General features: G+C 52.2%; 11 protein-coding genes. 6 read left to right on the plus strand and 5 right to left on the minus strand.

Features of this window, described 5'->3' with window-relative positions; all coding sequences use genetic code 11:
• Window position 1 precedes the first annotated feature (1 nt).
• The 6 genes from ispH (at window position 2) to caiF (ending at window position 8,444) form a co-directional block, all read left to right on the plus strand.
• Window positions 2–952 carry a 4-hydroxy-3-methylbut-2-enyl diphosphate reductase gene (ispH, locus tag QMN38_RS12950; protein WP_271454646.1) on the plus strand — a complete coding sequence of 317 codons (951 nt, stop codon included), beginning with the start codon at window positions 2–4 and terminating at the stop codon, window positions 950–952.
• A 65-nt stretch (window positions 953–1,017) separates the two neighbouring features.
• On the plus strand, window positions 1,018–1,932 hold the full coding sequence (gene rihC / locus QMN38_RS12955; RefSeq protein WP_323605181.1) for a ribonucleoside hydrolase RihC: 915 nt from the start codon (window positions 1,018–1,020) through the stop codon (window positions 1,930–1,932).
• Between the two features lie 173 nt (window positions 1,933–2,105).
• Entirely contained in the window at window positions 2,106–2,927 is an 822-nt protein-coding gene (dapB, locus tag QMN38_RS12960; protein ID WP_323605182.1) for a 4-hydroxy-tetrahydrodipicolinate reductase, read from the plus strand.
• A gap of 454 nt (window positions 2,928–3,381) precedes the next feature.
• On the plus strand, window positions 3,382–4,530 hold the full coding sequence (carA, locus tag QMN38_RS12965; RefSeq protein ID WP_271440458.1) for a glutamine-hydrolyzing carbamoyl-phosphate synthase small subunit: 1,149 nt from the start codon (window positions 3,382–3,384) through the stop codon (window positions 4,528–4,530).
• Window positions 4,531–4,547: 17 nt separating this feature from the next.
• The gene (gene carB, locus QMN38_RS12970) at window positions 4,548–7,775 is read left to right on the plus strand and encodes a carbamoyl-phosphate synthase large subunit (RefSeq protein ID WP_271449983.1); all 3,228 of its coding nucleotides are present in this window, start codon (window positions 4,548–4,550) and stop codon (window positions 7,773–7,775) included.
• A gap of 273 nt (window positions 7,776–8,048) precedes the next feature.
• Window positions 8,049–8,444 carry a carnitine metabolism transcriptional regulator CaiF gene (caiF, locus tag QMN38_RS12975; RefSeq protein ID WP_003829705.1) on the plus strand — a complete coding sequence of 132 codons (396 nt, stop codon included), beginning with the start codon at window positions 8,049–8,051 and terminating at the stop codon, window positions 8,442–8,444.
• Between the two features lie 76 nt (window positions 8,445–8,520).
• Here the strand turns inward: caiF and caiE are convergent, their stop codons facing one another.
• The 5 genes from caiE to caiA form a co-directional block, all read right to left on the minus strand.
• Window positions 8,521–9,117 (minus strand): carnitine operon protein CaiE, encoded by a 597-nt coding sequence (caiE, locus tag QMN38_RS12980; protein WP_271440460.1) that lies wholly within the window; start codon window positions 9,115–9,117, stop codon window positions 8,521–8,523.
• Window positions 9,118–9,216: 99 nt separating this feature from the next.
• Window positions 9,217–10,002, minus strand: a complete 786-nt coding sequence (gene caiD, locus QMN38_RS12985; RefSeq protein ID WP_271454651.1) for a crotonobetainyl-CoA hydratase — start codon at window positions 10,000–10,002, stop codon at window positions 9,217–9,219.
• 54 nt (window positions 10,003–10,056) lie between these two features.
• Complete coding sequence (gene caiC / locus QMN38_RS12990; RefSeq protein ID WP_323605183.1) at window positions 10,057–11,610, minus strand: crotonobetaine/carnitine-CoA ligase; 1,554 nt, start codon at window positions 11,608–11,610, stop codon at window positions 10,057–10,059.
• Between the two features lie 63 nt (window positions 11,611–11,673).
• On the minus strand, window positions 11,674–12,891 hold the full coding sequence (gene caiB / locus QMN38_RS12995; protein ID WP_271440463.1) for an L-carnitine CoA-transferase: 1,218 nt from the start codon (window positions 12,889–12,891) through the stop codon (window positions 11,674–11,676).
• Between the two features lie 60 nt (window positions 12,892–12,951).
• Window positions 12,952–14,094, minus strand: coding sequence for a crotonobetainyl-CoA dehydrogenase (gene caiA / locus QMN38_RS13000; RefSeq protein ID WP_137383761.1), 1,143 nt, complete (start codon window positions 14,092–14,094; stop codon window positions 12,952–12,954).
• Between the last annotated feature and the right edge of the window lie 15 nt (window positions 14,095–14,109).

The raw sequence follows: 14,109 nt of genomic DNA on the forward strand, positions 1-14,109 counted from the left end.
AATGCAGATCCTGTTGGCCAACCCGCGCGGTTTCTGCGCTGGCGTAGACCGCGCTATCAGCATTGTAGAAAACGCGCTGGCTATTTACGGCGCGCCGATTTATGTCCGTCACGAAGTGGTGCATAACCGCTACGTGGTGGATAGCCTGCGTGAGCGCGGCGCTATTTTTATTGAGCAAATCAGTGAAGTGCCAGACGGCTCAATTTTGATTTTCTCAGCCCACGGCGTATCTCAGGCAGTGCGTAACGAAGCCAAAGGCCGCGACCTTACAGTTTTTGATGCGACCTGTCCGTTGGTGACCAAGGTGCACATGGAAGTCGCCCGGGCCAGCCGTCGCGGCGAAGAGTCGATCCTGATCGGTCACGCCGGGCACCCGGAAGTTGAAGGTACGATGGGCCAATACAGCAACCCGCAAGGGGGGATGTATCTGGTTGAATCACCGGAAGATGTGCTGAAACTGGACGTGAAAAATGAAGGTAAACTTTCCTTCATGACGCAGACCACGCTCTCCGTTGACGATACTTCGGATGTCATCGACGCGCTGCGCCAACGCTTCCCGAAAATCGTCGGGCCGCGAAAAGACGATATCTGCTATGCCACCACTAACCGTCAGGAAGCGGTACGTGCGCTGGCGGAGCAGGCGGATGTTGTGTTGGTTGTTGGCTCGAAAAACTCGTCTAACTCTAACCGTCTGGCTGAACTGGCGCAGCGGATGGGGAAAGCCGCGTATCTGATTGATGATGCGACTGATATCCAGGAAGAGTGGGTGAAAGCCGCGAAATGTGTGGGCGTAACGGCCGGTGCTTCGGCACCCGATATTCTGGTTCAGAATGTGATTGCTCGTCTGCAGGAGTTGGGCGGTGGAGAAGCTATCCCCCTTGAAGGCCGTGAAGAGAATATCGTTTTCGAAGTGCCTAAAGAACTGCGTGTGGATGTTCGTGAAGTAGAGTAAGTCTTTCACGCCACGATTATGCGAAGATGCCAGACTTAACGTCTGGCATTTTTTTTGGAGAAACCATGCGCTTACCGATCATTCTTGATACCGATCCCGGCATTGATGATGCCGCTGCAATTGCCGCTGCGTTGTTTGCCCCTGAGTTGGATCTACAACTAATGACCACGGTAGCAGGCAATGTTTCGGTGGAAAAAACCACCCGTAATGCGTTGCAGTTACTGCATTTCTGGAAGGCGGATATTCCCCTGGCGCAGGGCGCATCCATGCCGCTGGTGCGCCCGTTGCGCGATGCTGCTTCTGTACACGGGGAGTCCGGCATGGAAGGGTACGAATTTGTCGAGCACGACCGCCAGCCGCTGGCAAAACCTGCTTTTCAGGCTATCCGTGACGCGTTGATGCATGCCCCACAACCGGTGACGTTGGTCGCCATTGGCCCCTTAACGAATATTGCGTTGCTCCTCACTCATTATCCTGAGTGTACCTTCAATATTCACCGCCTGGTGATTATGGGCGGTTCGGCTGGGCGCGGGAACTTCACGCCAAACGCTGAGTTTAATATTGCTATCGACCCGGAAGCGGCAGCGAAAGTATTCCAGAGTGGGCTGGAGATTGTAATGTGCGGGCTGGACGTGACCAACCAGGCCATGCTTGCGCCGGATTATCTGGCGACGTTACCAGGGCTTAATCAGACCGGAAAAATGCTGCATGCGCTGTTCAGTCATTACCGTAGCGGTAGCATGAATACGGGGCTGCGAATGCACGACCTCTGTGCGATTGCCTGGCTGGTGCGCCCGGATCTCTTTACGCTCAAGCCCTGTTTTGTCGCCGTTGAAACGCAGGGGGAATATACCGCTGGTACAACGGTAGTAGATATCGAAGGGCGGCTGGGACAACCCGCTAATGCCCAGGTGGCACTGGGGCTGAACGTTGAGGGATTCCAGCAGTGGGTGGCGCACGTTCTGGCACTGGCCCCCTGATTTCCACGCTATATAACGATATGACGCTGCTTATTCCGTGGCGTCATGCCTTTTACTGATATCTTTCCCTGTTTATCATTAAATTCTAATTATCGACGTTTTCGGCTGGCGGCGCAGCGATGCGCTGGTTAATCTGAAAACGATTTACGTAAAATTAACAAAAGAGAATAGCTATGCATGATGCACAAATCCGCGTTGCCATCGCGGGAGCCGGAGGACGCATGGGGCGTCAGTTGATTCAGGCCACTCTTGGCATGGACGGCGTACAGCTTGGCGCGGCGCTGGAGCGTGAAGGCTCTTCCTTATTGGGTAGCGATGCCGGGGAACTGGCGGGCGCAGGAAAGACGGGCGTGACCGTGCAAAGCAGCCTTGAAGCGATAAAAGATGATTTTGACGTTTTTATCGATTTTACCCGCCCGGAAGGTACGCTGACACATCTGGCGTTTTGTCGCCAGCACGGTAAAGGCATGGTGATTGGCACCACCGGCTTCGATGAGGCGGGAAAACAGGCTATTCACGATGCCGCACAGGATATTGGCATCGTCTTCGCCGCTAACTTTAGCGTCGGTGTTAACGTCATGCTGAAGCTGCTGGAGAAAGCCGCAAAAGTCATGGGGGACTATACCGATATCGAAATTATTGAAGCGCACCACCGCCATAAAGTGGATGCGCCGTCTGGTACCGCGCTGGCGATGGGCGAGGCGATAGCCGGGGCACTGGATAAAGATTTAAAAGACTGTGCCGTCTATGCGCGTGAAGGTTATACCGGTGAACGTGTGCCGGGCACTATCGGTTTTGCGACGGTACGTGCGGGAGATATCGTTGGGGAACATACCGCGATGTTTGCTGATATCGGTGAGCGCATCGAGATTACGCATAAAGCCTCCAGTCGTATGACATTCGCCAACGGTGCTGTGAGATCGGCTATTTGGCTGAAATCTAAATCAAATGGTCTTTTTGATATGCGAGATGTGCTTGATTTACGCAATTTGTAAGGTTTATTACCCTTCGTGATGTGGTTATTGTAGTCATAATTATTTGATTACATAGGGCAATATTTTATTGCCCTTTATTTTATCTATTTGATGTTGTTTTTAAATTGAGTGCCTTGTTTTTATAAGTTTCATTGTCTTTTTTTGTTGGTTAAATGTAAATTTTGACCATTTGGTCTACTTTTTATCTCTTGTTTCTGAGATTTGATACTCTTCCTGCTCCGCAAGCGTTTTCCACTCTAAGTTAGTTGATCTTTTTGATGCCTGGAGGCGGGTTAATTCGTCAATGGCGCAAAATAATAATAAAAATTGTCCTTTTGGGTAGACTTTTACGTGGGCTATCTCTAGAATGCCGCCGTTTGCCAGAAATCCATAGGTAAGCAAATTTGCATTGATTCACGGTGTGTTAATGAATTAATATGCAAATAAAGTGAGTGAATATTCTCTGGAGGGTGTTTTGATTAAGTCAGCGCTATTGGTTCTGGAAGACGGAACCCAGTTTCACGGTCGGGCCATAGGGGCAACAGGTTCGGCGGTTGGGGAAGTCGTTTTCAATACTTCAATGACCGGTTATCAAGAAATCCTCACTGATCCTTCCTATTCCCGCCAAATCGTCACTCTTACTTATCCTCATATCGGTAATGTCGGCACCAATGAAGCCGATGCAGAATCTTCTCAGGTACATGCGCAAGGCCTGGTCATTCGCGACCTGCCGCTGATTGCCAGCAACTTCCGCGATACTGAAGACCTTTCTTCTTACCTGAAGCGCCATAACATCGTGGCGATTGCCGATATCGATACCCGTAAGCTGACGCGCCTGCTGCGTGAAAAGGGCGCACAGAACGGCTGCATTATTGCGGGTGACAACCCGGATGCGGCACTGGCGCTGGAAAAAGCCAAAGCATTTCCGGGCCTGAACGGTATGGATCTGGCGAAAGAAGTGACCACTGCGGAGCCGTATAGTTGGACGCAGGGTAGCTGGACGCTGGCAGGTGACTTACCGGAAGCAAAATCTGCTGATGAACTCCCGTTCCACGTTGTGGCTTATGATTTTGGTGCCAAGCGCAACATTCTGCGTATGTTAGCGGATCGCGGTTGCCGCCTGACGGTAGTACCGGCGCAGACCTCTGCAGAAGAGGTCCTGAAGATGAATCCTGACGGTATCTTCTTGTCCAACGGTCCTGGCGACCCGGCGCCATGCGATTACGCGATTACCGCGATTCAGAAATTCCTCGAAACCGATATTCCGGTATTTGGCATCTGCCTCGGTCATCAACTGCTGGCGCTGGCGAGCGGTGCAAAAACCATCAAGATGAAGTTTGGCCACCACGGCGGCAACCATCCGGTGAAAGATATTGATAACAATACCGTGATGATCACCGCGCAGAACCACGGTTTTGCGGTTGATGAGGCCTCCATGCCTGCCAACCTGCGCGTGACCCACAAGTCACTGTTCGACGGCACCCTGCAGGGGATTCATCGTACCGATAAACCGGCATTCAGCTTCCAGGGACACCCGGAGGCGAGTCCAGGTCCGCACGACGCTGCGCCGTTGTTTGACCACTTTATCGAGCTTATTGAGCAATACCGTCAGTCCGCGAAATAATCAGGAGTATAAGAGCCATGCCAAAACGTACAGACATAAAAAGTATCCTGATTCTGGGCGCGGGTCCGATTGTAATCGGTCAGGCGTGTGAGTTTGACTATTCCGGTGCGCAGGCGTGTAAAGCGCTGCGTGAAGAGGGTTACCGCGTCATTCTGGTGAACTCCAACCCGGCAACCATCATGACCGACCCGGAAATGGCCGATGCAACCTATATCGAGCCTATTCACTGGGAAGTGGTACGCAAAATTATCGAAAAAGAGCGCCCGGATGCGGTGCTGCCGACCATGGGCGGCCAGACGGCGCTGAACTGTGCGCTGGAACTGGAACGTCAGGGCGTACTGGCTGAGTTCGGCGTGACCATGATTGGCGCGACGGCAGATGCCATTGATAAAGCAGAAGACCGTCGTCGCTTCGATATCGCGATGAAGAAAATCGGCCTCGACACTGCGCGTTCAGGCATCGCCCACACCATGGAAGAAGCGTTGGCGGTTGCCGCTGATGTTGGCTTCCCGTGCATTATCCGTCCCAGCTTCACCATGGGCGGCACCGGCGGCGGTATCGCCTATAACCGCGAAGAGTTCGAAGAAATCTGCGAACGCGGTCTGGATCTCTCCCCAACCAACGAGCTGCTGATTGATGAATCGCTGATTGGCTGGAAAGAGTACGAGATGGAAGTGGTGCGTGATAAAAACGACAACTGCATCATCGTCTGCTCCATCGAAAACTTCGACGCGATGGGTATCCATACTGGCGACTCCATCACGGTTGCCCCGGCGCAGACACTGACCGACAAAGAATACCAAATCATGCGTAACGCCTCGATGGCTGTACTGCGTGAAATCGGTGTGGAAACCGGTGGTTCCAACGTGCAATTTGCGGTGAATCCGAAAAATGGTCGCCTGATTGTCATCGAAATGAACCCGCGCGTTTCCCGCTCTTCAGCGCTGGCGTCTAAAGCAACAGGCTTCCCGATTGCGAAAGTAGCGGCGAAACTGGCGGTGGGTTACACCCTCGATGAGCTGATGAACGACATCACTGGCGGTCGTACTCCGGCATCTTTCGAGCCGTCCATCGACTACGTTGTGACGAAGATTCCACGTTTTAACTTCGAGAAATTTGCGGGCGCAAACGACCGTCTGACTACCCAGATGAAATCTGTTGGTGAAGTGATGGCGATTGGCCGCACCCAGCAGGAATCCCTGCAGAAAGCGCTGCGTGGCCTGGAAGTGGGCGCGACCGGTTTTGACCCGAAAGTAAGCCTGGATGACCCGGAAGCACTGACTAAAATCCGCCGTGAGCTGAAAGACGCAGGCGCTGAGCGTATCTGGTACATCGCTGATGCGTTCCGTGCTGGCCTGTCCGTCGATGGTGTGTTCAACCTGACCAACATTGACCGCTGGTTCCTGGTGCAGATTGAAGAACTGGTGCGTCTGGAAGAAAAAGTGGCAGACGTGGGCATTAACGGCCTCGACGCTGACTTCCTGCGTATGCTTAAACGCAAAGGCTTCGCCGATGCGCGTCTGGCTAAACTGGCTGGCGTGCGCGAAGCAGAAATTCGCAAACTGCGTGAACAGTATAAGCTGCACCCGGTTTACAAGCGCGTTGACACCTGTGCCGCAGAATTTGCTACCGATACTGCTTACATGTACTCCACGTATGAAGAAGAGTGTGAAGCGAATCCGTCCGTAGACCGCGATAAAATTATGGTTCTGGGTGGTGGTCCGAACCGTATCGGCCAGGGGATTGAATTCGACTACTGCTGTGTACACGCTTCATTGGCGCTGCGTGAAGACGGTTACGAGACCATCATGGTCAACTGTAACCCGGAAACCGTTTCAACCGACTACGACACGTCTGACCGTCTGTACTTCGAGCCGGTGACGCTGGAAGACGTACTGGAAATCGTGCGTATCGAGAAGCCGAAAGGCGTTATCGTTCAGTACGGTGGTCAGACTCCGCTGAAACTGGCTCGTGCGCTGGAAGCTGCAGGTGTTCCGGTTATCGGTACCAGCCCGGATGCGATTGACCGTGCCGAAGACCGTGAACGTTTCCAGCAGGCGGTTGACCGTCTGAAGCTGAAGCAACCGGCCAACGCCACCGTAACCGCTATCGAGCAAGCTGTTGAGAAAGCAAAAGAAATCGGTTATCCGTTGGTGGTGCGTCCGTCCTACGTTCTCGGCGGCCGCGCGATGGAAATTGTCTACGACGAAGCCGACCTGCGTCGTTACTTCCAGACGGCAGTTAGCGTGTCCAACGACGCGCCAGTGCTGCTGGATCGCTTCCTCGACGATGCGGTAGAAGTTGACGTGGATGCCATTTGTGACGGTGAAATGGTGCTGATTGGCGGCATCATGGAACACATCGAACAGGCGGGCGTGCACTCTGGTGACTCCGCATGTTCTCTGCCTGCTTATACGCTGAGTCAGGAAATTCAGGACGTCATGCGTCAACAGGTGCAGAAACTGGCCTTCGAACTGCAGGTTCGTGGCCTGATGAACGTCCAGTTTGCCGTGAAGAACAACGAAGTTTACCTGATTGAAGTTAACCCACGTGCAGCGCGTACTGTACCGTTCGTCTCTAAAGCCACTGGTGTACCGCTGGCGAAAGTGGCGGCACGTGTGATGGCGGGTAAAACATTGGCACAGCAGGGCGTAACCAAAGAAATTATCCCGCCGTACTACTCCGTGAAAGAAGTGGTGCTGCCGTTCAACAAATTCCCAGGTGTTGACCCGCTGTTAGGGCCAGAAATGCGCTCTACCGGTGAAGTCATGGGCGTGGGGCGTACCTTTGCCGAAGCGTTCGCTAAGGCACAGTTGGGCAGCAGTTCTACCATGAAAAAACAGGGCCGTGCGCTGCTCTCCGTACGTGAAGGCGATAAAGAACGTGTAGTAGACCTGGCGGCGAAACTGTTGAAGTTTGGTTTCGAGCTGGATGCTACACACGGCACGGCGATTGTGCTGGGTGAAGCGGGTATTAATCCACGTTTGGTAAACAAGGTGCATGAAGGCCGTCCGCACATTCAGGACCGTATCAAGAATGGCGAATACACCTACATCATCAACACCACTGAAGGTCGTCAGGCGATTGAGGACTCCAAGCTGATTCGCCGCAGTGCGCTGCAGTATAAGGTGCATTACGACACAACGCTGAACGGCGGTTTTGCCACGGCGATGGCGCTGAATGCAGATGCGACCGAGAAGGTGACTTCTGTCCAGGAAATGCACGCGCAGATCAAAAAGTCATAAAAAATAGGTTCGGTGATAATTGCGTTAACCTGACCTGCAATATAATTTTGAAAGGGTTTCTGTAAAGAAACCCTTTTTTAAATTCGAGTAAGGTCATTCCTGGCCAAATGCACTTTCATAACCACATTTTCAATGTAATAAGCACGATATAGCTCACACTAATCAACATTCAAGTCGCATACTATCCTTTATATCCACAATTTTAATATGGCTTAGTTTTTATTAATTTGGACAGGCCGTAGCCAGATTTTTAATTTGTGAAATGGTGTGCTTATGTGTGAAAAATATGTTGAAAGACCGCTTTATTTGTTAATTGCTGACTGGATGATGGCTGAGGATCGTTGGATCACTGCAAAGGAAATTTCCCGCCATTTTGATATTGAACACTGCAAAGCGATTAATACGCTCTCCTATATTCTGTCCGAAGTAGGGGAAATCGTTTGTGAAGTTAAGATGATCCCCAATCAGATTGCCGGTCGGGGCTGTCAGTGCCAGCGACTGGTGAAAGTTGTGAGTATTGATTCTCATCTTTACAGCAGGTTGAATCACAATTTGCAGGAAAAAAAGGTGAGCATGGCGAAAACGCCGCGCCTGTCAGCGGTTCCTCCAACAGAGCTCAACCGTGAGCAGAAATGGCAAATGATGCTCTCCAAGAGCATGCGTCGCTAATGGTCAGTTTGCCTGATGGCGGTACAAACGGTGATTGACGCGTAGGCCGGATTAGCGTGAGCGCATCCGGCATCAATTACTGTGCTGATTTCGGCTTCACATCCGTCGTGCCTTTCAGGCGCGGTCGGTTTTTTTCGACCTGCGTTAGTGGCTGCGTTTCGTGTAAGCCAGTCTGACAGCGAATGGCAAGATCCTGATACTCTTTGGTGTTCAGCCGTTTCCAGTGTAGTTCCTGATCGGTGACTTCGCGCAGTACGCGAGCCGGTGAGCCAACCAGCATCTGTCTTGCCTCCCCCTGAAATCCGGCTTTGACAAAGCTCATGGCGGCAACAATGCTCTCTTCGCCAATCACTGCGCCGTCCATAATGACGCTGTTCATGCCAATCAAAGCATCCCGACCGACCACGCAGCCATGTAAAATAGCGCCATGACCGATGTGTCCATTCTCATGCACGATGGTATCGGTGTCGCAATAGCCGTGCATGATGCAGCCATCCTGCAGATTAGAGCCTGCCTCGAGGATCAGACGGCCATAATCACCACGCAGTGACGCGTGCGGGCCTATATACACACCGGCCCCCACAATCACATCGCCAATCAGCACGGCGCTGGGGTGGACATACGCATCCGGGTGTACGACCGGAATCAGCCCTTCAAAGGCGTAATAACTCATGGTTGTTCCTCGCTTTTTTGCCGGATGGCGCTTATCGGGCTGAGATGCCGTGTTCGTAGGCCGGATAAGGCGTTTATACCGCTATCCGGCATGTCTTGATTAACGGCCCTTCCACACCGGATCGCGTTTTTCCGCAAATGCCTGTGGCCCTTCCAGCGCATCTTCAGAGTGCAGGACAGCCGGATAGTGTTTCAGTACGCCGCTACGGATGTAACGGTAGCCTTCTTCCACCGGCATTTCGCTGGTCGCACGGTAAATCTCTTTCAGCGCGGCGATAGCCAGCGGGGCGCTATTAACCAGTTGTTGCGCCAGTTCGCGGGCGCTGTTCATCAATTCACTCTGGCTAACGACACGGTTCACAATCCCCCAACGCAGCGCTTCTTCGGCGCTCATGCGTCTGCCGGTCATCACCATTTCGTTGACGATAGCCGGCGGCAGCAGTTTCGGCAGACGCAGTACGCCGCCACTGTCCGGCACGATACCGAGTTTTGCTTCCGGCAGGGCGAAGCTGGCGTTTTCTGCGCAGACGATCAAATCGGCCGCCAGCGCCAGTTCGAAACCACCACCAAATGCATAGCCGTTTACCGCAGCGATGACCGGTTTATCGAGATCGAATATTTCGGTTAAACCGGCAAAGCCGCCTGGGCCAAAATCGGCATCAGGTGCTTCACCTTCCGCTGCGGCTTTTAAGTCCCAACCTGCGGAAAAAAACTTCTCACCGCCACCGGTGATGATGGCGACGCGTAATTCAGGATCGTCACGGAAATTAAGAAAAACTTCGCCCATTTTAAAGCTGGTTTTAGCGTCAATGGCATTTGCTTTGGGCCTGTCCAGCGTAATTTCCAGAATCGGGCCATTGCGGGTCAGATGTAATGATTCACTCATGGTTCATCTCCAGATAAATAGGTTTTCAGGCAGGAGATATTCCTGCCAGAGAGGTTATTTCAGATTTTTTTTAATTATTTTCCCTGAACAATTTCGCGGCAGGTCGGTTCTGATCTCCATAAAAGAGGGAACCTTAAATTTCGCCATATTGTGTTCGCAGAAGCTGAAAAACTCGGCCTCGCTTAATGTTTCACCTTCATTCAGGACAATAAATGCTTTAATCGCTTCATCACGGATAGTGTCCTTGATACCGACAACAACAATGTCCTGAATTTTCGGATGTGCAGAAATGATATTTTCCAGCTCAACGCAAGAGACATTTTCTCCGCCGCGTTTAATCATATTGCAGCGTCTGTCGACAAAATAAAAAAAGCCATCCTCGTCCTGGTAACCCGAATCACCGGTATGTAGCCAGCCCTCCGGCTCCAGCGCTTTAGCCGTTGCTTCTGGCTGAGCGTAGTACTCTTTAAAAATCGTTTTACCCGGCACGCCTTTAATGCATATTTCACCAATTTCACCGGCGGGCAGGGGGCGGTTTTGGTCGTCGCGGATTTCTGCTTCATAGCTAAAGCCGACACGACCAATTGAAGGCCAGCGCCGTTTGTCTCCTGGACGGTCGCCAATAATGCCGACGATAGTTTCTGTCATACCGTAGGAGGTCAGCAGCCTGACACCAAAGCGACCGGTAAAGTCGTCTTTTTCCTGCTCTGATAAGTTGAGGTAGAACATCACTTCACGTAGATGATGTTGCCTGTCCGTCGGTGAGGCGGGCTGTACCATCAGCGTTCTGATCATCATCGGGATGCATTCCGTCACCGTCGCTTGATATTTACGTACCTGGTCCCAGAAGCCCCGGGCGCTGTACTTCTCAATCAGCACGAAAGTGCTCCCTGATGAAAATGCCGGCATTGCAGCCGTGCACTGGCAGTCGATATGGAAGGCGGGCATCACCGTCATGTACACATCATCATCGCGCAGGGCGATCTGCCAGGCAGAGTAGTAACCTGCAAAACGCAGGTTGTAGTGGGTAATCACCACCCCTTTAGGCCGCGAGGTGGTGCCTGAGGTAAACAGAATTTCTGCCGTGTCGTCAGTGGATAGCGCAGGTGTATAGCATAGCGTGGCCGACTGTCGGTCTTTCAGGAGGGAAAAGTGGCTCACACCGTCATCCGCCGGAAGCCGATCGCCAATCAGACAGATGTGATTCAGTGGTGTCTCGTTTTCCAGGCGTATCTGGCGGTACATAGGATAAAACTGGGCGCTGGTGACCAGCAGGCGCACCTGACTGTTTCGCAGGATCCAGGCGCTTTCTTCACCCAGCAGACGGGCATTGATCGGGACCATAATGGCACCGATTTTTGCCAGTCCAAACCAGCAAAAAATAAACTCCGGACAGTTATCCAGATGCAATGCGACCTTATCGCCCTTGCGGACCCCTAAGGAATGGAACAGGTTTGCCGTGCGGTTAATCTCTTCATTGAGCGAGGCATAGCTAAACTGCTGAACGTTTCCTTCGCAGGATTCGAAAATAAGTGCCGTTTTATCTCCGTACGCCCCGGCCAGGTCGTCCCACATCTGACGTAAGTTTTGTCCGCCAACGATATCCATATTGCTTTATCCACTGAAAACAGGCGTGAGCGCTAACCAAACCCGTGGGTTAGCGCGTCGCGTTTATTCCTCAACCCTGGCCAGGCCTTTGCCGACCAGCTCATTTATGTCTGCTTCGCTATAACCGATATTTTTCAGAATGGCGGCGGTATCCATGCCGTGTGATGGCATGCCACGCCAGATTTTCCCCGGATTATTTTTGAATTTCGGCATGATGTTTGGCCCTTTGCAGGTGCGACCATCCATCGTTTGCCACTGAGTAATGGATTCACGGGCAACGTACTGCGGGTTGCCTTCCAGTTCTGGAATAGTCAGTACTTTCGCGCAAGCGATGTTCAGCTCGGCAAAGCGTGCCTGGACCTCGGCAATCGTGTGTTCCGCCAGCCAGGCATCCAGTTTTTCTTCGACTAATGGGCCGTATGGGCATTCAACGCGATGGATAAGCTGAGTGCCTTCCGGGACTTCAGGGGTACCGAGGATGTGAGCCAGACCAATATCTTTAAAGCACTCGTTGATTTGCGTGATACCAACCAGTTCCATAACGATGTAGCCATCAGCACATTTATACAGACCGCAACCGGCGTAGTAGGGGTCTTTACCTTTGGTCATGCGCGGGCAAATTTCGCCGCCGTTGAAGTAATCCATCATGAAGTACTGACCCATACGCAGCATCACTTCGTACATGGCAACGTCAATGCTTTCCCCTTTCCCTGTTTCGCGCACTTTGTGCAGCGCAGCCAGCGCGGCGGTGGTTGCGGTCATGCCAGAAAAGTAATCGGCGGTGTATGGGAAGGCGGGCATAGGTTGATCAACGTCGCCGTTTTGGATCAGATAGCCGCTGAATGCCTGCGCGATGGTGTTATAAGCCGGAAGATTGGTGTACTCCTCGGTGCCAAACTGACCGAAGCCGGAAAGGTGGGCGATAACCAGTTTCGGGTTATGCTCCCACAATACCTCATCAGTAATGCCGCGACGGGCAAAGGCCGGGCCCTTACTGGCTTCGATGAATATGTCGGTGGTTTCCATTAATTTCAGAAATGCTTCCCGGCCTTCATCTTTGAAAATATTGAGCGAGAGTGCGTGCAGGTTACGGCGTGAAAGCTGCGGGTAGTTGGGTTGCACGCGGATGGTATCGGCCCATGCCACGTTCTCTATCCAGATAACTTCCGCACCCCATTCGGCAAACATTTGCCCAGCGAACGGCCCGGCAATTTCAATTCCTGAAAAGACAACCCGCAGCCCGGCAAGCGGCCCAAAGGTTGGCATTGGTAAATGATTCATTCTTTTGCTCCTGGCAGTTAGTTGTAGGCCGGATAAGCACAGCGCCATCCGGCATCCCACTTAGCGGTATTGCTTGAGTACCGCACGACCCAACGTCAGGATCTGCATTTCGTCAGAACCACCAGAAACACGGTCAACACGCAGGTCACGCCAGAAACGGGTAATGCGATGGTTGCCCGCGATACCCACGCCACCCAGTACCTGCATAGCGCTGTCTACCACTTCGAACGCGGCATTGGCGCAGAAGTATTTGCACATTGCCGCGTCACCCGAGGTAATGGTGCCGTTATCCGCTTTCCATGCGGCTTCCAGTAGCATGTTTTTCATGGAGTTCAGTTTGATCGCCATATGCGCAAACTTCTCCTGAATCAGCTGGAAACGGCCGATAGTTTCGCCAAACTGTACACGCTGATTAGCGTAGCGCGCTGCGTCTTCAAAGGCGCACATTGCCGTACCGTAGTTGGTCAGAGCGACGAGGAAACGTTCGTGGTCAAACTCTTCTTTTACGCGGTTGAAACCATTACCTTCCCGACCGAACATGTCTTTCTCATCCAGTTCGACGTCATCAAAGGTGATTTCACAGCAGCTATCCATGCGCAGACCAAGTTTCTCCAGCTTGTTGACCTTGATACCTGCTTTGCTCATGTCAACAAACCACTCGGTATAAACAGGTTTATCCGGCGATGCACCATCTCTCGCCATCACCACGATATACGGGGTATAGGCGCTACTGGTGATAAAACACTTACTGCCATTAAGATAAACCTTACCATTTTTACGTGTATAAGTGGTTTTCAGACTACCGACATCTGATCCCGCTCCCGGTTCGGTGATCGCGGAGTTCCACATCTGCTTACCGGTTCCCTGGAACGCCATGATTTTATCAATTTGCTCCTGTGTGCCTTCACGCAGGAAAGTGTTAAAACCTCCTGGCAATTGGTACAACACGTAAGTCGGTGCGCCAAGACGACCCAGTTCCATCCAGACGGCGGCAACGGTGACGAAACCCGCTTCCAGACCACCGTGTTCTTCCGGGATCAGCAGGCTATCAATCCCCATATCCGCCAGTGCTTTTACAAAACGTTCTGGATAGACGCTGTCGCGATCGCACTCGGCAAAATAAGCTTCCCAGTTCTCACTGGCCATCAGTTCACGAATACCGGCGACAAACAGTTCCTGTTCGTCATTTAAGTTGAAATCCATCTTTCAGCCTCTTGA

The sequence above is a fragment of the Citrobacter sp. R-1.5.2 genome (assembly GCF_035064245.1).
Taxonomy (GTDB): Bacteria; Pseudomonadota; Gammaproteobacteria; order Enterobacterales; family Enterobacteriaceae; genus Citrobacter.